The 20,339-nt window shown below is 72.4% G+C and carries 16 protein-coding genes and 2 pseudogenes; 13 read left to right on the top strand and 5 right to left on the bottom strand.

Features of this window, described 5'->3' with window-relative positions; all coding sequences use genetic code 11:
* Positions 1-10 precede the first annotated feature (10 nt).
* The 6 genes and pseudogenes from B1H29_RS34360 (at position 11) to B1H29_RS34335 (ending at position 4,973) form a co-directional block, all read left to right on the top strand.
* Positions 11-1,239, top strand: a pseudogene (locus B1H29_RS34360) (sensor histidine kinase).
* Positions 1,236-1,880, top strand: coding sequence for a response regulator (locus B1H29_RS34355; RefSeq protein WP_055420235.1), 645 nt, complete (start codon positions 1,236-1,238; stop codon positions 1,878-1,880). Before B1H29_RS34360 ends, B1H29_RS34355 begins: the two are co-directional and overlap by 4 nt.
* A 169-nt stretch (positions 1,881-2,049) precedes the next feature.
* On the top strand, positions 2,050-2,742 hold the full coding sequence (locus tag B1H29_RS34350) for a GAF and ANTAR domain-containing protein (RefSeq protein WP_055420236.1): 693 nt from the start codon (positions 2,050-2,052) through the stop codon (positions 2,740-2,742).
* Between the two features lie 78 nt (positions 2,743-2,820).
* On the top strand, positions 2,821-4,134 hold the full coding sequence (locus B1H29_RS34345; RefSeq protein WP_055420237.1) for a cation:proton antiporter: 1,314 nt from the start codon (positions 2,821-2,823) through the stop codon (positions 4,132-4,134).
* An 83-nt stretch (positions 4,135-4,217) separates the two neighbouring features.
* A pseudogene (locus tag B1H29_RS39660) lies at positions 4,218-4,526 on the top strand (hypothetical protein); the annotation flags it as partial.
* A 36-nt stretch (positions 4,527-4,562) separates the two neighbouring features.
* Complete coding sequence (locus B1H29_RS34335; protein ID WP_055420238.1) at positions 4,563-4,973, top strand: hypothetical protein; 411 nt, start codon at positions 4,563-4,565, stop codon at positions 4,971-4,973.
* 54 nt (positions 4,974-5,027) lie between these two features.
* Here the strand turns inward: B1H29_RS34335 and B1H29_RS34330 are convergent, their stop codons facing one another.
* Together B1H29_RS34330 and B1H29_RS34325 are read right to left on the bottom strand one after the other, a co-directional pair.
* Positions 5,028-6,182 (bottom strand): enolase C-terminal domain-like protein, encoded by a 1,155-nt coding sequence (locus tag B1H29_RS34330; protein ID WP_055420239.1) that lies wholly within the window; start codon positions 6,180-6,182, stop codon positions 5,028-5,030.
* 31 nt (positions 6,183-6,213) lie between these two features.
* Positions 6,214-7,275: a glucose 1-dehydrogenase gene (locus B1H29_RS34325; RefSeq protein ID WP_055420881.1), complete on the bottom strand. Its 1,062-nt coding sequence runs from the start codon at positions 7,273-7,275 to the stop codon at positions 6,214-6,216.
* A 252-nt stretch (positions 7,276-7,527) separates the two neighbouring features.
* On the opposite strand from B1H29_RS34325, the gene B1H29_RS34315 reads away from it, so the two are divergent.
* Both B1H29_RS34315 and B1H29_RS34310 read left to right on the top strand, forming a co-directional pair.
* Positions 7,528-8,325 carry a ribonuclease BN gene (locus tag B1H29_RS34315; protein WP_055420240.1) on the top strand — a complete coding sequence of 266 codons (798 nt, stop codon included), beginning with the start codon at positions 7,528-7,530 and terminating at the stop codon, positions 8,323-8,325.
* Positions 8,326-8,394: 69 nt separating this feature from the next.
* Positions 8,395-9,030 carry a PepSY domain-containing protein gene (locus tag B1H29_RS34310; RefSeq protein WP_055420241.1) on the top strand — a complete coding sequence of 212 codons (636 nt, stop codon included), beginning with the start codon at positions 8,395-8,397 and terminating at the stop codon, positions 9,028-9,030.
* Positions 9,031-9,270: 240 nt separating this feature from the next.
* Here B1H29_RS34310 and B1H29_RS34300 read toward each other — a convergent pair whose 3' ends face one another.
* Together B1H29_RS34300 and B1H29_RS34295 are read right to left on the bottom strand one after the other, a co-directional pair.
* On the bottom strand, positions 9,271-10,395 hold the full coding sequence (locus tag B1H29_RS34300; protein WP_055420242.1) for an SDR family oxidoreductase: 1,125 nt from the start codon (positions 10,393-10,395) through the stop codon (positions 9,271-9,273).
* Positions 10,392-12,194 (bottom strand): thiamine pyrophosphate-requiring protein, encoded by a 1,803-nt coding sequence (locus B1H29_RS34295; RefSeq protein ID WP_055420243.1) that lies wholly within the window; start codon positions 12,192-12,194, stop codon positions 10,392-10,394. The genes B1H29_RS34300 and B1H29_RS34295 overlap by 4 nt, the downstream gene beginning before the upstream one ends.
* Positions 12,195-12,437: 243 nt before the next feature.
* Between B1H29_RS34295 and B1H29_RS34290 the strand changes: the two genes are divergently transcribed.
* Complete coding sequence (locus tag B1H29_RS34290) at positions 12,438-13,256, top strand: sigma-70 family RNA polymerase sigma factor (protein ID WP_079160622.1); 819 nt, start codon at positions 12,438-12,440, stop codon at positions 13,254-13,256.
* 305 nt (positions 13,257-13,561) lie between these two features.
* Here the strand turns inward: B1H29_RS34290 and B1H29_RS34285 are convergent, their stop codons facing one another.
* On the bottom strand, positions 13,562-14,548 hold the full coding sequence (locus tag B1H29_RS34285; protein ID WP_055420883.1) for a LacI family DNA-binding transcriptional regulator: 987 nt from the start codon (positions 14,546-14,548) through the stop codon (positions 13,562-13,564).
* Between the two features lie 281 nt (positions 14,549-14,829).
* On the opposite strand from B1H29_RS34285, the gene B1H29_RS34280 reads away from it, so the two are divergent.
* The 4 genes from B1H29_RS34280 to B1H29_RS34265 all read left to right on the top strand — a co-directional run bounded on the left by B1H29_RS34280 (position 14,830) and on the right by B1H29_RS34265 (position 20,273).
* Complete coding sequence (locus tag B1H29_RS34280) at positions 14,830-15,756, top strand: carbohydrate ABC transporter permease (protein ID WP_055420244.1); 927 nt, start codon at positions 14,830-14,832, stop codon at positions 15,754-15,756.
* 7 nt (positions 15,757-15,763) lie between these two features.
* Positions 15,764-16,714, top strand: a complete 951-nt coding sequence (locus B1H29_RS34275; RefSeq protein WP_055420245.1) for a carbohydrate ABC transporter permease — start codon at positions 15,764-15,766, stop codon at positions 16,712-16,714.
* 75 nt (positions 16,715-16,789) lie between these two features.
* Complete coding sequence (locus B1H29_RS34270) at positions 16,790-18,133, top strand: ABC transporter substrate-binding protein (RefSeq protein ID WP_055420246.1); 1,344 nt, start codon at positions 16,790-16,792, stop codon at positions 18,131-18,133.
* 94 nt (positions 18,134-18,227) lie between these two features.
* The gene (locus B1H29_RS34265; protein WP_055420247.1) at positions 18,228-20,273 is read left to right on the top strand and encodes a beta-galactosidase; all 2,046 of its coding nucleotides are present in this window, start codon (positions 18,228-18,230) and stop codon (positions 20,271-20,273) included.
* Positions 20,274-20,339 lie beyond the last annotated feature (66 nt).

The raw sequence follows: 20,339 nt of genomic DNA, 5'->3' as shown, positions 1-20,339 counted from the left end.
TGGGACGATCGTGAACGCACTGACTCCCATCACCCGGGCCCTGGCCCGGAGCCTGCACCTGCTCGTGGCCGGCCTGCTCGTCCTGGCGGCGGTGCGGGCGGTGGCGGGCGACCGACCGCACGCGCCGGCCGTGGTGGCCGCGGCCGCGGTGGTGGGCGCGGTGTACGCCGTGGGTCCCGCGCTCCCCGCCGTCCGCGCCTCCCGCCGGGCCGCCGCGCTGTGGCTGGGCGCGGTCGGTGCGGTGTGGCTCGTACTGCTGGCCCTGTCGGCCGAGGGTGTGTGGCTGGCGTTCCCGCTGTACTTCGTCCAGCTCCATCTGCTGTCCCGCCGGGCCGGACTGACCGCGGTGGTCGCCACGGCGGTCGCGGCGATCGCCGCGTTCTCCGCCCACCAGGGCGTTTTCACGGCGGCGACCGCCATCGGGCCGGCGCTCGGGCCGCCGTCGCCGTGGCGGTGGTGTGGGGCTACCAGGCGCTCTACCGCGAGAGCGAACAGCGGCGCCGGCTCATCGAGGAGCTCACCGTCACCCGTGCCGACCTGGCCGACGTCCAGCGGGCCGCGGGGGTGCTGGAGGAGCGCCAGCGCCTCGCCCGGGAGATCCACGACACGCTCGCCCAGGGTCTGTCCAGCATCCAGTTGCTGCTGCGTGCCGCCGAGCGGGCCCTGCCCGACCGGCCGGGGCCCGCGACCACCTACGTCGGGCAGGCCCGGCAGGCCGCGCTGGACAACCTCGCCGAGGCCCGTCGGTTCGTCTCCGCGCTCTCGCCACCGGCCCTGGACGACACGACCCTCGCCGACGCGCTGGACAGGCTCTGTGCCACCACCGGCGACCGGCACCGACTCGACGTCCGGTTCCGCGTCGCCGGCCGGACCCGCCCGCTGTCCACCGCACAGGAGGTCGCCCTGCTGCGCGTCGCCCAGTCCGCGCTGGCCAACACCGTCGGACACGCCCACGCCACGAGCGCCGAGGTGACCCTGGCCTACCTCGACGACGCCGTCACCCTCGGTGTCACGGACGACGGGGCGGGTTTCGATCCCGGCTCCGTTCCCGCCCCCGGGCCGGAGGGCGGTGGCTTCGGACTGGCCGCCATGCGGGCCCGTACGCACGCCCTGGGCGGCACGCTCACCGTCGAGTCCGCCCCCGGACGCGGTACCGCGCTGGTCGCTCGGCTCCCACTCGCCCCCGCTCCCCCGTGCGCGCCCCCGCGCGACACCGACGATCGCGACGCCCAGCCGTGACCGGGGCCGCCCCGGCGCCGATCCGTCTGCTGCTCGCCGACGACCACCCCGTCGTCCGTGCGGGACTGCGCGCGGTGCTGGAGACCGAGGAGGGCATCACGGTGGCCGCCGAGGCCGCGACCGCCGAGGAGGCCGTCGAGCGGGCCGGGCGGGGCGACATCGACGTCGTCCTGATGGACCTGCAGTTCGGCAGGGGCATGAACGGCGCGGAGGCCACGGCCGCTATCACCGCACGGCCGGGGGCGCCGCGCGTACTGATCGTCACGACCTACGACACCGACGCCGACACGCTGCCCGCCATCGAGGCCGGTGCCACCGGTTACCTCCTCAAGGACGCGCCGCCCGAGGACCTCGCCGCCGCGGTGCGCACCGCGGCGGCCGGCCGGACCGCGCTCGCGCCCACGGTCGCGGACCGGCTGATGACCCGCCTGCGTGAGCCGCGCACCTCGCTGACCCGGCGCGAGACCGAGGTCCTCGCCCTGGTCGCCGAGGGCCTGTCCAACCAGCACATCGCCGAACGGCTGCACCTGACCGAGGGCACGGTCAAGTCCCACCTGGCCCGCGTCTACACCAAGCTGGGCGTGGACTCCCGCACCGCCGCGGTCGCCACCGCCGCCGCCCTCGGTCTCATCCGGCGCTGAGGTGTGCGCGGCGGCGTGGGTGAGGGCACCGGTGAGGCCGCCACCGGTGCCCTCACCGGCGGACCGGGCTTTCGGACGGAGCGCGGGGCAGGACGCGGTACGTTTCCGATCCCCCTGTTGTGTCCGATCACTCCCGGGGCACCCGTGCGGCGAGCGAGGAGGAATCGGCATGGAGGACTGGCGTGGGTTCGCACAGCAGATGGCGTCGCTGGCACGCGATCTGCTGGCCCAGGAATCGGTGAACGACACGCTCGAGCGGATCACCGGTTCGGCCAAGGAACTGGTCGAGGGCTGCGACGCCGCCGGCATCCTCATCCTGCGCGGCGAACGGGTGACGTCCCTGGCCCCCACCGACCAGGTGGTCGTCGACAGCGACGCGTTGCAGGGACGCGTCGGGGAAGGGCCTTGTTTCGACGCCGCTCGCACCTCCGAGGGGCAGCGGCAGTTCCGGATCGCCGACTTCACGGACGAGGCACGGCGCTGGCCGAGGTACGTGCCCGAGGCACGCAAGCTGGGCCTGGGCAGCATGATGGGCTTCCTGCTGTTCACCGAGGAAGAGGACCTCGGGGCGCTGAACCTCTACTCGTACCGGCCCGGCGCGTTCAGGGAGGCCGACGAGACGGCCGGCTGGCTGCTGGCCTCCCACGCCGCGGTCGCCTTCTCCAGTGCCCGTACGCACGCCCAGTTGCAGGAGGCCATCGGCACCCGGCACACCATCGGCGAGGCCATGGGCATCCTCATGGGCAGCCACCGGCTCACCGAGGACCAGGCCTTCGCGACGCTGCGCCGGTACTCGCAGGACCACAACGTCAAACTGCGCGACCTCGCCCGCCGGGTCTGCGAGCAGGGTGGTCTGCCGTGAGCGCCGCGGGCGCAGCCCCGTCCGGAATTCGACCGAGCGGCTGGCGTACAGTTCCGCGTCGGCGGGCACATGTCAGCGATGACCTTGGCTGACTTCCTCTTCACCGTGCTCGGGGCGGGTGCGCTCGCGGCCGCCGTCCTCCCCCGGCTGGTGGCCGGACGGCCACTGTCCATGCCCCTGGTCTTCCTGGCCTGCGGTGCCGTGCTGCAACTGCTGCCCACGCCGCTTCCGGAGATCGACCTGGTGCGCGACCGGGTGTGGGTGGAGCATCTCACCGAGATCTGCGTCATCGTCTCCCTGATGGGTGCCGGGCTCGCGTTGAACCGTCCCCTCGGGCTGCGCCGCTGGCGTGCTCCGTGGCGCCTGATCGGCATCACCATGCCGCTGACCATCGCGGCGACGGGGCTCCTCACCTGGTGGCTGCTGGACTGGCCGCCGGCCGCCGCGCTGCTGCTCGCGGCCGTGCTCGCGCCCACCGATCCGGTGCTCGCCTCCGAGGTGCGGGTGGGCGCGCCCACCGACTCCGAGCACGACGAGGACGAGGTGCGCTTCGCGCTCACCAGCGAGGCCGGCCTCAACGACGGCCTCGCCTTCCCCGTCGTCATGGCGGCGATCGCGCTGACCGCGGCGGCGGGCACGGGCCTGTCCGGCGGGTGGGTCGGGCACTGGCTGCTGGTCGACGTGCTGTACAGGTGCGGGATCGGCGTACTGGCCGGCCTGGCCGTCGGCAAGCTGCTCGGCTGGCTCTTCTTCCGCGCCGGCCGGGCGTCGGTGCGCCTGTCCGAGCACCGGGAGGGCTTCGTCGCCCTGGGCGCCACGTTCCTCTCCTACGGCATCACCGAACTCGCGCACGGCTACGGCTTCCTGGCTGTCTTCGTCACCGCCTGCCGCATCCGCGCCGCCGAACGCGACCACGGCTACCACACCGTGCTCCACGACTTCGTCGAGCAGGTCGAACGGCTGCTGACCGCCGGGCTCCTGTTTCTACTGGGCGTCTGTGTCGCGCAGGGTGCCCTGGCCGACCTGACCTGGCAGGGCGCGGCCGTCGGTCTGCTCCTGCTGCTCGTCGCCCGGCCGCTGGCCGGCTGGGTCGCGCAGTTCGGCACGGCCGCCGGCCGCCGGGAGCGTCTGGTGACCGCCTTCTTCGGCATCCGCGGCATCGGCTCGCTGTTCTACCTCGCCCACGCGCTCGGCTCGGAGGGATTCCACGTCCCGGCCGGGGAACTGTGGGCCGTGGTGGCCTTCACCGTCCTCGGCTCGGTCGTGCTGCACGGGGTGACGGCCTCACCCGTGATCTCCCACCTCGACCGACTGCGGCTGCTCCAGGCCCACCGCCGTCGGCGGACCGGGAGCACTCCCAATGAGGACGATGTGGCCAACGAGCGCCTGTGACGCCCTGCCGGGCGGGGTTCAGGGGCAGCGCACTGTTCCTGAACGAGCAGTGACGGAACGACCGAGGCCCCCGCGGCCGTCGTGACCCGCGCGTACGCACCGACGGCTCCGGGCTCACCGGCGTCGACAACGCGCACTTCTCCTTCGGCCACGGCGAGCACCGCTGCCCCTTCCCCGCGCAGGAGGTCGCCGAGGTCATCGCGCGCACGGGCGTCGAGGCCGTCGTCGACCGGCTGCCGGACATCGACCCGGCCGTGCCCGCCGGGTCCCCCACCCGTCGCCCCTCGCCCTGGCTGCGAGGGCTGACCGAGTTGCCCGTGCGGGTCACCCCGACCACGGGACCACGACGATCCCCTCACCCGCGGGGCGTTTGCTCCCCGCCCTGCGGGTAACTCCGGCATTCCGGACACCGATCCCCGGGAGTCGCCATGTGGAAGCGCAAGGGCAGGAAGGACCGCCGGACCGCGAAGCCGGTCCCCATGGAACTGTGCGACCTGTGCGACCTGTGCGCCAGGGTCTTCCCCGAGGACGAGGCCGTGAGCGGTTACGTGCCGGACTCCTCCGCGGCCCACACCACCAACGAGTGGTTCGACGGGCTGCGGCTCATCACCGCGTGCTGCGACGACCACTTCGACGTGATCAAGGACGGTTACGCGCACCGGCCGTTCGTGGACGAGGAGCTGTGGGCGGCGAAACTCACCCGCGCCCTGACCACGGGCCCGCCGGCGCTCTCCATGGACCAGCTCGGCTGCCGGACCGGCCTCCAGGAGCCGCAGATACGCGCCGCCATCGCCTGGCACAACGAGCGCATGCGCGAGCAGCAGCGCATGGACCCCTGAGCCCCTCGCGGGCGGACCCCGTGAGCCCGTCGCGGGCCCGTTTCCCGGTCGTGGTCAGGCCGGGCGGGTGCCGTACACGCGGTACGGCTCCGCGTCGGCCCACCTGACGTCCAGGCCGAGTCCCGGCCGGCCGGTGTCGGGGCGCAGGGCTCCGTCGTCGGGCGACAGGGTGCCGTCGAACAGCAGCCGTTCGACGCGCACGTGGTCGTGGAAGTACTCCAGGTGGCGCAGCCGGCGCACGGCGCAGAAGGCGTGGGCGGACACCGCTGGGGCGCAGTGCGCCGACAGGTCCAGGTGCCGGACGCCGGACAGACCGGCGACCTCCAGCACGCCGGTGATGCCGCCGCACCGGGTGACGTCGGCCTGCAGGCAGTCCACGGCCGGTCCGTCGACGAGGTTGGCGAAGTCCTGGGCGGTGAAGGCGTACTCCCCCGCCGCGATCTCCAGTCGGGCCGGTCCCCGATCGCGCAGCATGCGCAGTCCCTCCAGGTCCGCGGAGCTCACGGGCTCCTCGAACCAGCGCACGTCCCACTCGTCGTGGAACCTGTGCGCCCAGTACAGGGCCTCCTTGCGGCCCAGCGCCCCGTTGGCGTCGGTGAACAGCTCCACCCCGTCGCCGACGGCCCGGCGTACGGCGGTCAGGCGCCGCGCGTCGGCGTCCGGATCCCGCGAGGTCTTCAGTTTCACGCGCGGGACGCCCTGCTCGACCCATCCGGTGAGCTGCCCGGTGAGGCGGTCCAGGGAGTAGTTGGTGAAGCCGCCGCTGCCGTAGACCGGCACCCGGTCGTGGTGGGCCGGCAGGAGGTGGACCAGGGGAAGGCCGAGCAGTCTCGCCTTGAGGTCCCACAGCGCCACGTCGACGGCGGACAGGGCCATCGCCCCGGCGCCGGGGCGGCCGGCATTGCGCATCCGCGCCCCCATCCGCTCCCACCGCGACGGCGGCGAGGAGACCGGCCCGCCCTCGATCACGGGCGCCAGCACGGAGTGCGCGAAGGACGCCACGGACACGTCGCCGTAGGTGTAGCCGAGGCCGGTTTCGCCGCCGGCGTGCACCCGCACCAGGACCACGGTCGTGGAGTCCCACTCCAGGGTGCCGTCCTGTTCCCGGCCGCCCGGGCCGTCGGTGGGGACCTCGAAGGCGTGGACGTCGACCGCGTCGACCGTGCACTCGTCCAGCGCCCTCGCGTCGGATCCGGCTGCCGGCGTCATCGTGTACTCCCTCGGCTCGTCCGGCGAGCGGTCAGTGCGCGCCGTCCTCCAGCATGATCACGGTCTTGATGTCGTCGGCGCTCCGCTCGAACGCCCGTGTCGCGTCTTCCAGCGGCACGCGGCGGGTGAGGAGCCGGTGCAGCCAGTCCCGGTCGGCCCTGGCCAGGGCGTCGGCGGCCTGCCGGAAGTGTCGGAGGTTGGCGTTGACGGAGCCCACCACGACGTCGTTCTCCAGCACGATGTCGCGGTTCACCGTGCCCGCGTCGACGGTCAGGCTCCGCCCGGCGGGCGAGACGCCGGTCAGGCAGACGATGCCGTACGCCGCCGTCCCGCGCATCGCGTCGAACACCAGCCGGCCGGCCCCGGTGGCCTCGACCACCACGTCCGGGCGTACGGCGGCGAACACGTCGTCGGCCGTGCCGCTGTGGTAGGTGGCTCCGAGGGCGCGTACGAGGTCCGGCTTGGGCCCGTCCGTGACCCGGTCCAGGACGTGGACGTCGAGGCCGCGCTGCCGGCCGAGCAGCGCGGCGAGGAGACCGATGGGGCCGGCCCCGGTCACCAGTACGCGGCGGGGCTCGAACCAGGCTCTGGCCCCCACCCTCTCGATCTGTTCCCAGGCCTTGGCCACCACGCTGGCCGGTTCCATGAGCACACCCGCGAGGCCCAGCCCCGCGTCGACGCGCACGGCGTAGTCGGTCTCGAGGCACCAGAGCTCGGCGCCGTACCCGTCGAGTTCCTTGATGCCGCGTTCGCGGTAGCGGCCGTTGCGGCACATGTCGAACTCGCCGTGCGCGCAGGCACCGCAGGGCTCCGGGTCGGGGCGCCGCACCACACCGGCCACCAGGTCGCCGACGGAGAATCCGCTGCCGGGCGGCGCCTCGGCGACGCGCCCGAGGGACTCGTGGCCGAGGATCAGCCGGGCGTGGCCCGGCGGGGCCTGGCCGTACGCGCCGGAGGCGATCTCCCGGTCGGTGCCGCAGACCCCCAGGGCCACTCCGCGGACCAGGAGCTCACCGGTGGCCGGTTTCGGCTCCCCGGCCTCCTCCACCCCGAGCGAGCCGTCCCGGCCGGGGTGGACGGTCAGTGCGCGCATGATGCTCATCCTCTCGGCTCGCCTTCCCGGAGCCGGTTCCCCGCATCCTCCGGGCCATGCGAACGCCGTCCGGGGCAGGCCGGCGTCCGGGTGGCGGGCGTCCGGGTGGCGGGCGTCCGGGTGGGGCGGGCGTTCGAGTGGCGGGCGTTCGCGTGGCAGGCGTCCGGGTGGCGCCACGTTTGTCCGGTCCGCCCACGGGTCACTCAGTTCCGCATCCGCGAGCCATCGAGGGGACCGCCCGAGGAGCATCCCGTGAACCGCTTCCGGCAGCCGTTCCACCGTGTGTGGGACCGGCTGGCCGCGTCCGCCCTCGTGCGGCGCGGCCGGGACCTGGAGCTGATGCACCGGGCCATGGGGTTCGCCACGCTCGCCCTGGTCACGCTGGCGCCGCTGCTGATCGTGGTGGCCGCCTTCGACCCCCTGGGGCGCGGCGGGTTCGCCTCCTGGCTGGCCGACGGCATGGGGCTGTCCGGCCGGTCCGCCCGCGTGCTGACCGACATCATCAGTCCGCCGCCCAAGATCGTCGGCACCACGAGCGTGTGGGGCGGTATCGCGCTCGCCGTGTTCGGCGTGTCCTTCGCGGCGAGCGTGCAGAACGGCTACGAACGCATCTGGGAACTGCCCTCCGGACCGTGGCACCGCGTGTGGCGCCAGATGACCTGGGTGCTCATGCTGACCGCCTACCTCTACCAGGAGGTGCAGACGCGGACCGCACTGCACGGATCGGTGCGGATCGTGCTGTCCACGGCCACGGGGATGCTGTTCTTCTGGTGGGGGCAGCACTTCCTGCTGGGCAGCCAGGTCCGCTGGCGTGACCTGCTGCCGGGGGCGATCGCGACGATGGTGGGCCTGATCGGCCTGCGCGGCTTCTCGTACCTCGTGTTCACGCCGCTCATCCTCGACAACGCGATCAGTTACGGCACGGTCGGCATCGTGCTGGTGGTGGAGTCCTGGCTGATCGGGGTCGGGTTCGTCGTCTTCGGCGGCGCGATGGTCGGCCACTGGTTCTGCGAGCACCACTGGTGGACACGCAACATCGACCGCGAGTGACCCGCTTCGCCGCCGTCGGCCGTCGTCCCCCTCCCCCACCACCTCCCCTTTCAGGAAGGCGGACAACCCATGACAGGCCCGCTCACCAGCACCACGGACCGGCGCCGTGCCCGCAGTACCCGCCGTGCCCGCGGTACCCGCCCGGTCCGCGGTACCGGTGTGTCCGCGCTCGCCGTGGCGGGCGCGCTGCTCGCCACGGGGGCCGCGTGCGAGGGCCCGCCGCCCTCGCCCCACCCGGAGGTACTGCCGCAGGTCGAGGCGCCCTACGAGCGGGCCGTCCGCATGGCGCTGGACGAGGTCCCCGGCAGCCGCCTGGTCTCGGTGACGCTGCGCCGGGTGTCCGACCCGCGGCCCGTCTGGTACACCCGGGTCGCCGCCCGGGACGGGACCCTGCACGCGGTCCGTGTCGAGGCCGTGCACGGGCGGCTCCTGGGCACCGCCGTACCGGACGGGCAGTCGGCCGCGGACAAGGAGCGGGTCGCCACCCTGGTCGCCTCGGCGAAGGTGCTGCCCGAGGCGGCGGTCGAGCAGGTGAAGGGCCCGGAGTTCGGCAAGGTGAGCGGCATCCGGCTGGAGTGGGACCGGCGGCACGAGGCCGTGTGGCGGGTGGAGGTCACCACCGTGCGGCGGGACGACACGCAGACGTACCTGGTCGACGCCGTGACGAAGGACGTGCTCGACCGACGGACGGGATCACCGGCCTGAACTTCTGGAGACCCCGGTGGCCCAGGCGCCCGGGAGGACCGGGGAGACCCGGGCGGCCCAAGCGCCCCGGGAGGACCGGGGAGACCCGGGCGCCCCGGGACGACCCGCGGAACCTGAGGGCGGACGGAGTCGGCCGACGGGAGGACGCCACGGGCAGACGGAGGGCCGTCGAGCGGAGGGACAGACGGACGCGGCGGGCCGGAAGGGGACGGGCCGCGGACGGGCGGGGATACAGGCGGCCTACGCCCACGGCCCCCGCACGGCGTGCGCGGCCCGTCGCAACGACGCCTCCGTCCCGCCGGCCCGCAAGCGTCGGCGCATGCCGTCGGCCAGTGCCACGGCGGCCGTTGCGGTCACGGCGGCGGCCATCGCGAGCGGCCGGCGATTACGGGAGAGCCAGAACTGGAGGCTGCGCGGGTGGGCCTCGTCGTCGAAGATCCCGTGCGCTCCGTAGTCGGCCGGTGCGGTGTCGTCCGGCGGCTTCCAGAGGTTGACCGGGCGGGACGGGTCGACGGGCTGGTCGGTCTGCTGCCCGTCGTAGCCGGTCCGGGCCAGGTAGCGGTCGAGCAGTCCCGGGGCGAGCTTCTGGCCGAGCAGGGTGGCGACGGTGGAGCCGCCGACCCAGTACTCCCGCCGCTCGGGGTGGTCGGCGGCGTACAGGACCGCCTCGGCGGCGACCTCGGGCTGGTACACGGGAGCCACCGGGCGCGGGTGCCTGGGCAGCCGGGTGAGGACCCAGTCGAACTGGGGTGTGTTGAGGCCGGGCATCTGGACCATGGTCACCCGCACCCCGCTGCGGTCGTGCAGCAGCTCGCAGCGCAGGGACTCGGTGAAGCCCTGGATCGCGTGCTTGGCCCCGCAGTACACGGCCTGGAGCGGGACACTGCGCTGGGCCAGGGCCGACCCGACCTGGACGATGGTGCCGCGATCGCGCGGCGTCATGTGCCGCAGGGCGGCCTGGGTGCCGTGGACGAATCCGAAGTAGGTCACCTCGGTGGCGCGTTTCAGCTCCTCCGGACTGACCTCCGGCACGGGCGCGAAGACGGTCGTGAACGCCGCGTTCACCCAGATGTCGATCGGGCCGAGTTCCTCCTCGATCCGGGCGGCCGCCGCGTCCACGGCCGCCGCGTCGGAGACGTCCACCACCAGGGGCAGCGCGCGTCCGCCGCCCTCCCGGACCTCCGCCGCCGCCCGCTCCAGGGCGTGCTCGCCGCGCGCGAGCAGGGCCACGGAGCTCCCGCGGGCGCCGAAGGCCCGGGCGGTGGCCCGGCCGACGCCGCCGGTCGCCCCGGTGACGACCACGACTTCGCTGCCGTCCGCCCGGCGGTGCCGTCCGGCTCGCCGGGCCCGCCGTCCGCCGCTCACTTCTTCCCCCGGCCGGGGAGGTGCTCGGCGTACTCGGTGAGCTTCTGGCGTACGCCCTTGGTGGCGATGCCGGTGGCTTCCGGGTCGTGCAGCGCGGCCTTGACGGCCTTCTTGCCCTGCTCCTTCATGATGTGCGGCGGGATCGGCGCGATCTCCGCGTCCACCTTGAACTCCAGGACCACCGGCCGGTCGGCGGCGAGTGCCTCGTCCCAGGCCGAACCGACCTTCTTGGGGTCGGCGCAGACGATGCCCTTGAGGCCGAGGAGTTCGGCGTAGGCGGCGTAGGGGACGTCGGGGATGTCCTGCGAACCGGGGTACTTGGGATCGCCGGCCATGGCGCGCTGCTCCCAGGTGACCTGGTTGAGGTCCTGGTTGTTGAACACGCAGAAGATGAGCGGGGCCGTACCGGTCAGGCGGTCCAGATACCGCTTGACGGTGATCATCTCGTTCATGCCGTTCATCTGGAACGCGCCGTCACCGATGAAGGCGATCACCGGCCGGTCGGGATACGCGAACCGGGCCGCGATGGCGTACGGCGTGCCCGGGCCCATCGTCGCCAGCGTGCCGGACAGCGAGGCCCGCATGCCCTCGCGCAGCTTGAGGTGCCGGGCCCACCAGTTGGTGCCCGAGCCGGAGTCCGCCGTGAGGATGGCGCCGTCGGGCAGGCGCGGCGACAGTTCGGCGGCCACGGCCTGGGGGTTGATCGTCTTGCCGAAGTGCTCGCCCGCCCAGCGGTCGCACAGGTCGTGCCACTCCCGGACGTCCTTCTCGATCTTCTCCCGCCAGCCGCGGTCCTTCTTGCGCTGGAGCATCGGGATCAGGGCGCGCAGGGTCTCCCTGGAGTCGCCGACGAGATGCGCGTCCATGGGGTAGCGGATGCCGATCATGCGGCCGTCGATGTCGATCTCGACGCCCCGGGCCTGCCCCTCCTCGGGCAGCCACTCCGAGTACGGGAAGCTGCTGCCGACCATCAGCAGGGTGTCGCAGCCCTGGATCATCTTGTCGCTGGCCTTGCTGCCCAGCAGGCCGATGGGCCCGGTGACGTACGGCAGGTCGTCGGGCAGGACCTCGCGGCCGAGCAGCGCCTTGGCGACACCGGCGCCGAGCAGTTCGGCCACCTCCATCACCTCGGCCTCCGCCTTCGCGGCGCCCTGGCCGACCAGCATGGCGACCTTGTCGCCCGCGTTGAGGACGTCGGCGGCCTTGCGCAGCTCGTCGAGGTCGGGCAGGACCCGGGGCCGGCTCCAGCCCACGCTGGAGAAGACGGAGCCGTGCTCCCTGGGCGGGGAGGGCTGGGCCTCCTCCTCCTGCACGTCGTTGGGGATGATGATCGTGGCGACGCCCCGGGTGGTCAGCGCGGTCTTGAAGGCCCGGTCGATCACGTGCCGGGCCTGGCCCGGGTGCACGACCATCTGGCAGTAGTCGGACACGTCCGCGAAGAGCTGGTCGAGGGCGATCTCCTGCTGGTAGTGGGTACCGAGCGACAGCCGCTTCTGCTGGCCCACCACCGCCACCACGGGCTGGTGGTCGAGCTTGGCGTCGTAGAGGCCGTTGAGCAGGTGCACGGCGCCCGGACCCGAGGTGGCGATGCAGCAGCCCACCTCACCGGTGAACTTCGCGTGCGCGCAGGCCATGAAGGCGGCCATCTCCTCGTGCCGCGCCTGGATGAACTCCGGGTCGCCGTCGGCCCGGTCGAAGGCGCCGAGCAAGCCGTTGATGCCGTCACCCGGATAGCCGTACACACGCTGGACGCCCCACTCGGACAGACGCTGGAGCACATAGTCGGCGACTTGGTTCATGGAGTTCTCCCGGGCGGGTGGGGGGACGACGGTCGGCTTGTGGAGTTGCCTTCCCCGGCAGCCCGTAAACCGGGCGGTACTCACCCGTTCGGCCAGGAACCGGCCGACCCTTGCATAGGGCAAAGGAAGAAGGGCACCCGTTCGACGTCCGCAGGCGCGGGCTCCAGCCGGTCCGCGGGCGCGGACTCCGGGAGCGCACGGACTCCCGCGCGCCGCACACCATGGACCGGAAAGTGGACGCGCATGTCTGTCACCAGCACTTCCCCCGCGCCGCAGTTTTCCGCCGGGGCGGCGCGGGAGCCGGCCGGGGCGGGAGGCCGGACGCCCGAGGAGGAACTCGTGCACCGGATGGCCGCCTGTCCCGCGGGTGCCGACCGGGAGGCCCTGCGGGAGGCGGCCATCACGGCGTACCTGCCGGTCGCCCGGCGGATCGCCCGGCGCTACGGCTCCCCCGACCGGAGCCGTGAGGACCTCCAGCAGGTGGCCTGCCTCGGGCTCGTCAAGGCGGTGGACCGCTACGACCCCGGGCTGGGACACGCCTTTCTCTCCTATGCCGTGCCCACCATCGACGGCGAGCTGAAGCGGTATCTGCGGGACTTCAGTTGGCAGGTCCATGTGCCGCGGCGGCTGCAGGACAAGCACCGCCTGGTGCGGCTCGCGCAGGAGGAGCTGAACAGGTCCGGGCACACCGACGGCGGGACCGTCCGGGACATCCAGCGGCTCACCGGCATCGACGAACAGGACGTGCGTCTCGCCCTGCGGGCGGACCAGGCACGCAACCCCCTGTCCGTGGACGAGCAGCGCGGCACCGGGAAGGGCTTCACCCTCGCGGAGACCGTCGGCGGGGACGACCCGAGACTCGAACTGGTCACCGACCTGGTGGCGCTCAAAACCCTCGTCGCGGAACTGCCGGCCCGGGAGCGCGCCATCCTGAAGCTGTACTTCGTCGACTCCCTGACCCAGCGGCAGGTGGCGGACATCGTCGGCATCTCTCAGATGCACGTCTCCCGCCTGCTGGACCGGTCACGCGCCTTTCTGCGGCGCGGGCTCCTCGGGGGCTGACGGCCGCCGGCCGCGGAACCGAGGGCACGCGGCACGCGGCAGAAGGCGTGCGGCACGCGACAGAAGAAGGCACGCGACACGCTGCGGCCCCTGAAAGCCACCCCCACGGAAGCGGAACCCGGCGGCCGGTCCTTGGGCCGGTAGCCGTCATACGGCCGGAGTCTCCGCGGACCCGCTGCCCGCAGCCCCCAGCCGCCGCCCCATCACGGCGTCATCGCACTGCGACGGCGCACGGCGCCGCTCCGGCCCCTCGCCTCCCGGCCGCCGCCGGAGCCCGGCCCGGCCCGCCCCACGGACACGCGCCCCTACGTCGGCGGCGCCGCCGTGCTCGCCCGGGTCACCAGCCGGGTCGGCACGAGCGTCGTGCCCCGCTCCGGGCCGTCCTGGCGCATCTTGCGCAGCACGGCCTCGACACACAGCCGGCCCACCTCGGCGAAGTCCTGGTGGACGGTGGTCAGCGGCGGCAGGAAGGAGCCGGCCTCGGCGATGTCGTCGAACCCGATGACGCTGACGTCCTCGGGCACCCGCCGCCCGCGTTCGTGCAGGGCGCGCATCAGACCGAGGGCCATCTGGTCGTTGGCCGCGAAGACGGCCGTGCACTCCTGGCGGGCGGCGAGTTCCAGGCCGGCCCGGTAACCGGACTCCGCCGACCAGTCGCCCCGGGTCAGGGGCGGCGGGGTACGGCCGGCCTCGGCGAGCGTGTACCGCCAGGCGTCGGCTCGCCGCTGGGCGGCGAAGGAGCCCTCGGGGCCGCCCAGGTGCCACACCGTGTCGTGCCCGAGGTCCAGCAGATGGCGCACCGCGGTGCGGCTGCCGCCGGCCTGGTCGGTGTCGACGACCGTGTAGTGGTCGCCTGCGTCGGAGTCGACCACCACGACCTGCACGTGGGGCGGCAGTTTGAGGGTCGCCGCGTCCAGGAGGTGGACCTCCATGATGACGATCACCGCGTCGACGGCGAGCTCCTCCAGCCGCGAGAACGCGCCTCGCACCTCGTCCTGGGTGGGGACGGCGACCGGCAGCAGCGTCACCGCGTACCCCTCGCTCGCCGCCGAGGTGGCGATGGCCTCCAGCGTGCGCACGTTGCCCGTGGTGGCCAGCGAGAAGGTGATGACGCCGATGGTGCGGAACTCACCGCGCTTGAGCGCCCGGGCCGCGCTGTTGGGCCGGTAACCCAGCTCCTTCATGGCCGCCAGCACCTGCCGCCGGGTCTCCTCGGTCACTCCGGCGTAGCCGTTGGAGACGCGGGAGACGGTCTGCGAGGAGACCCCCGCGAGCCGGGCCACGTCCGCCATGGACGCCGTCGGCACCCGGCCGCCGCGGCGGCGCCGTGGACCCGCGTCCCGCGCGTCCACGGCTTCCTCAGCGGTGTCCACTGCCGTTCGCCACCTCTCCGCGACTGTCCGAGTCCGGCTCCCGAAGGACCCTTGACCATCGTCCTCGGGGCAGTGTAGACATGCCGCCATTAAATGTTTACGTAAACATAACAGCTCATCGATCAACAGAATCGCACTTCCGCGGCTGCTTGATGTTTACGCAAACATGCTGCTCCAGGACGTGGACGACGAGGAACGACATGACGACACTGCAACCGCCGGCCGCCGCCGAACCGCGGCCCGCCCCGCCCCCGGCGAGGCGGGAGGGCCGCTCCTGGACGGGGTGGGGGTTCCTCGGCCCCTTCGTGGCCGTGTTCGCCCTGGTGTTCCTCGCACCGATCGCGTACTCCGTCTACCTCAGCCTCTTCCGCGACCAGCTCATCGGCGGCACCACCTTCGTCGGCCTGGACAACTACGGTGAGGCGCTCAAGGACGACCGGTTCTGGGCCTCGCTCGGCCGGGTCTCGCTCTTCCTCGCCGTACAGGTGCCGATCATGCTCGGCATCGCCCTGCTGGTGGCCCTGGCACTGGACAGCGGACGCCTCTACGGCCGGGACTTCTTCCGCATCTCGATCTTCCTGCCGTACGCCGTGCCCGCCGTGGTGGCCACCCTGATGTGGGGCTTCATGTACGGCACCCGCTTCGGCCTGGTCGGCGACGTCAACAGCGCGCTGGGCGTCTCGCTGCCCGACCCGCTCTCCCCGGACCTGGTGCTGGCCTCCATCGGCAACATCGTGACCTGGGAATTCGTCGGCTACAACATGCTGATCTTCTACTCGGCGCTGCGGGTCATCCCGCACTCGCTGTACGAGGCGGCCCAGATCGACGGCGCCGGGCAGATACGCGTGATCACCGCCATCAAGCTCCCGGCCATCCGCGGCGCCCTGGTGATCGCGACGATCTTCTCGATCATCGGCAGCTTCCAGCTCTTCAACGAGCCCAGCATCCTGCAGCCGCTGGCGCCCAACGCCATCACGACCGACTACACGCCGAACTACTACACGTACTCGCTCTCCTTCAACGGCCAGCAGCACAACTACTCCGCGACGGTCGCCATCGTCATGGGGCTGATCACCATGGTCATCGCCTACGTCGTCCAGCTACGCGGCATGCGCAAGGGAGTGTGAAGCAGCGATGACCAGTCCCGTCGTCACCGTCTCCGAACGTTCCGCGACCGCCCCGTCCGGCACCCCGGGCTCCGTGCCCCGGCTGCGTACGTCCCGGCGCCGCCACTCCACCGACAAGCCGCGGCGCAGTGTCCTGCTGACCGTGCTCACCTCACTGGTGCTGCTGTACAGCCTGGTGCCGCTGATCTGGCTGGCCATCAGCGCCACCAAGACGCAGGAGGGACTGTCCCGTTCCTTCGGCCTGTGGTTCGACGGCGACTTCGCACTGTGGGACAACATCAGCCAGACGTTCACGTACGACGACGGCGTCTTCGCCCGCTGGCTGCTCAACACCCTGCTGTACGTGGGTCTGGGCGCGGGCGGCGCCACCTTCCTCGCCGTGCTCGGCGGCTACGCGCTCGCCAAGTTCGACTTCCCCGGGCGGCGTGCCGTCTTCGCCGTCGTCATCGGCGCGGTGGCCGTGCCGGGTACCGCGCTGGCGGTGCCCACCTTCCTGATGTTCAGCAACATGGGACTCACCAACACCCCCTGGGCGGTGGTCATCCCGTCCCTGATCTCGCCGTTCGGCCTGTATCTGATGTGGGTGTTCGCCACCGAGGCCGTCCCGACCGAGCTGATGGAGGCCGCCCGCATCGACGGCGCCGGCGAGGTGCGCACCTTCTTCCAGGTCGCCCTGCCGCTGCTGGCACCCGGCATCGTCACCGTCCTGCTGTTCACCATGGTCGCCACCTGGAACAACTACTTCCTGCCGCTGGTCATGCTCAAGGACCCCGACTGGTATCCGCTGACCCTGGGGCTGAACAGTTGGAACGCCCAGGCCGCGACCGCGGGCGGCGAGGCCGTCTTCAACCTGGTCGTCACCGGCTCGCTCATCACCATCCTGCCGCTGATCGCCGCTTTCCTGCTGCTCCAGAGGTACTGGCAGTCCGGACTCGCCGCCGGAAGCGTCAAGGAATAGCCCCCGCCCCTTCCCTCAACCCCCTCCAACCCTCAACGGTGCCGGTTCCGGCCACGAAGAAGTGGAAGCAATCCCATGCCCAAGCACTCGCGCCGCCTCCTGCGCGGCATAGGCCTCGTCTGCGCCCTCGCCCTGGGGGCGACCGCCTGCGGCGGCTCCGACGACGGGGGATCGAGCCAGAAGTCGGTCTCCGAGGCGGACATCCAGGCGGCTCTCGAGGAGGGCGGCACCCTCACGGTCTGGGCATGGGAGCCCACGCTCAAGCAGGTGGCCGCCGACTTCGAGAAGAAGCACCCCGGCGTCAAGGTCGACCTCGTCAACGCGGGCACCAACGCCGACCAGTACACCGCGCTGCAGAACGCCATATCGGCGAAGAAGGGCGTCCCGGACATCGCGCAGATCGAGTACTACGCGATGGGCCAGTACGCGCTGACCGAGCAGCTCACCGACCTCAAGGGCTTCGGCGCGGAGAAGCTCTCCGCCAAGTTCTCCCCCGGGCCGTGGAACGGTGTGAAGGCCGGCGGCGACGGCGTCTACGCCCTGCCGATGGACTCGGGCCCGATGGCGCTGTTCTACAACAAGAAGGTCTTCGACAAGTACGACATCAAGGTGCCCACCACCTGGGCCGAATACCTGGACGCCGCCCGGGACCTGCACGAGGCCGACCCGAAGGCGTACATCACCGCCGACACCGGCGACGCCGGGTTCGCCACCAGCATGCTCTGGCAGGCCGGTTCGCGCCCCTACACGGTCGACGGCACCAAGGTGAGGATCGACTTCTCGGACCAGGGCGCCAAGAGGTTCACCGACACCTGGCAGAAGCTCATCGACGAGAAGCTGCTCGCCCCCGTCACGAGCTGGACCGACGACTGGTACAAGGGCCTGGGCGACGGCACCATCGCGACCCTGGCCACCGGCGCCTGGATGCCCGCCAACCTCGCCTCCGGCGTCAAGGACGCCGCCGGTGACTGGCGCGTCGCCCCGCTGCCGCAGTGGACCGCGGGAGGCGGCGCCAGTGCCGAGAACGGCGGCAGCGCGCTCGCCCTGCCCGAGCTCGGCAAGAACGAGGCGCTGGCGTACGCCTTCGTCGAGTACGCGAACGCGGGCGAGGGCGTGCAGACCCGCCTGGACAACGGCGCCTTCCCGGCGACCACCGCGGACCTGCAGTCCACGAAGTTCCAGGACACCGCCTTCCCCTACTTCGGCGGCCAGAAGGCCAACAAGATCTTCGCCGAGTCGGCCGCGAACGTCGCCGACGACTGGTCGTACCTGCCCTACCAGGTGTACGCGAACTCGATCTTCAACGACACCGTCGGCAAGGCGTACGTCTCGGACACCACGCTGACCGAGGGCCTGAAGTCCTGGCAGGAGGCCTCCGTCAAGTACGGCGCCGAACAGGGCTTCACCGTCGAGAAGTAGTACCGGCAGCACACGATGCGGCGGCCCGCGGGGCGGCGGCGCGACTCACGCACCGCCGCTCCCGCACCGTACGCACCACACCGGAAGGACCGCCATGATCTCCACCCTCCTGTCCCGCCAGCAGCGCGGGCCGGACGGTGCTCCCGCCCCCCGTCTCCTCTTCGGCGCCGACTACAACCCCGAGCAGTGGCCCCGGGAGGTGTGGGAGGAGGACGTACGGCTGATGCGCGAGGCCGGCGTCAACGTCGTGTCGCTGGCCATCTTCTCCTGGGCCCGCATCCAGCCGGGCCCCGACGCCTGGGACTTCGCCTGGCTCGACGAGGTCATGGACCTGCTGCACGAGAACGGCGTGGGCGTCGACCTGGCCACCGCCACCGCCTCCCCACCGCCCTGGCTGACCACCGCGCACCCGGAGATCCTCCCGGTCACCGACCGGGGCGAGACGCTGTGGCCGGGCGCGCGTCAGCACTGGCGCCCCACCTCGCCCGTCTTCCGTGAGCACGCCCTGCGCCTGGTCCGGGAGATGGCGACCCGCTATGCGGGGCACCCGGCCCTGGTGGCCTGGCACGTCAACAACGAGCTGGGCTGTCACAACGTCTACGACTACTCGGACGACGCGGCCCGCGCCTTCCGCGACTGGCTCCGTGCGCGGTACGGCACGCTGGACGCCCTCAACCACGCCTGGGGCACGGCGTTCTGGTCGCAGCGCTACAGCGACTGGGAGCAGCTCCTGCCGCCGCGGCTGGCCGCCTCGCATCCGAACCCGACCCAGCAACTGGACTTCAAGCGGTTCTCGTCGGACGCGCTCAAGGACCACCTGCGGGCCGAGCGGGCGGTCCTGCGGGAGGTCACGCCCGGCGTCCCCGTCACCACCAACTTCATGGTGATGCCCGGGACCAAGGGCATGAACTACGCGGACTGGGCCGGCGAGGTGGACTTCGTCGCCAACGACCACTACGTGGTGCCGAGTCCCCAGGACCGTGACGAGCTGTCGTTCTCCGCGAACCTCACCAGCGGCATCGCGGGCGGCCGGCCCTGGTTCCTGATGGAGCACTCCACCAGTGCCGTGAACTGGCAGCCCGTCAACCTGGCCAAGCGGCCGGGCGAGCTGGCCCGGGACTCGCTGACGCACGTGGCGCACGGCGCCGACGCGGTCTGCTTCTTCCAGTGGCGCCAGTCGGCGGCCGGTGCCGAGAAGTACCACTCGGCGATGGTGCCGCACGCCGGCGCGGACAGCGACCTGTTCCGCGCGGTCACCGCGCTCGGCGACACGCTGAAAACACTGGCGCCGGTCGCCGGGAGCGAGCGGGAGCCCGCCGGCGTCGGCATCCTCTTCGACTGGGAGTCGTGGTGGGCGAGCGAGCAGGACTCGCACCCGACCTCGCTGCTCGACTACCACCAGGAGGCGCTCGACTGGTACTCCGCGCTCCTCGCCCTCGGCATCCGCGCCGACGTCGTCACCACCGGCACCGACCTGAGCCGCCACCGGGTGCTGATCGCGCCCGTGCTGCACCTGGTCCCGGCCGAGCTCGCCAAGGATCTCACCCGGTACGCGGAGCAGGGCGGGCACCTGGTCACCACGTACTTCTCCGGTGTCGTCGACGAGAACGACCACGTCTGGCTCGGCGGCTACCCGGGCGCACTGCGAGACCTGCTCGGCATCCGTGTGGAGGAGTTCGGCCCGCTGCCCGCCGGGCGGACCGTGGCACTGGACGACGCGGGCACGGGCGGGCTGTGGACCGACCACATCACCGTCACCGCACCGGAGACGGAGGTGCTGGCCCGCTACCGCACTGGCACGTACGCGGGTCACCCCGCGGTCACCCGGCGCCCCACGGGCAGCGGTTCGGCCGCCTACGTCTCCACCCGGCTCGGCGCCGACGGGCTCGCCTCGCTGCTGCCGCGGCTGCTGGAACCGGCGGGCGTGGTGAGCGAACTGCCCGCCGAGGTACGCGGATCGGTCGAGGCCACCGTGCGCCGCGGACCCGGCGGCCGCTTCCTGTTCCTGGTCAACCGGACCGACGAGGCGGTGACCGTCCCGGGCCTTGCCGGAGAGGTCCTGGTCGGCGGCACCGACGCGGACGGCGCCGTCGCCCTCGCGCCCCGGGACGTCGCCGTCCTGCGCACGCCCACCGGCTGAGTCCGCACCGGCGCCGTCCGGCACCACCGCACCACACCCCCGACTCCCCGGAGCGGCACGCGCCCG

The organism is Streptomyces pactum (genome assembly GCF_002005225.1).
GTDB classification, from domain to species: Bacteria; Actinomycetota; Actinomycetes; order Streptomycetales; family Streptomycetaceae; genus Streptomyces; species Streptomyces pactum_A.
This window is presented reverse-complemented; position numbering and strand designations above follow the sequence as displayed.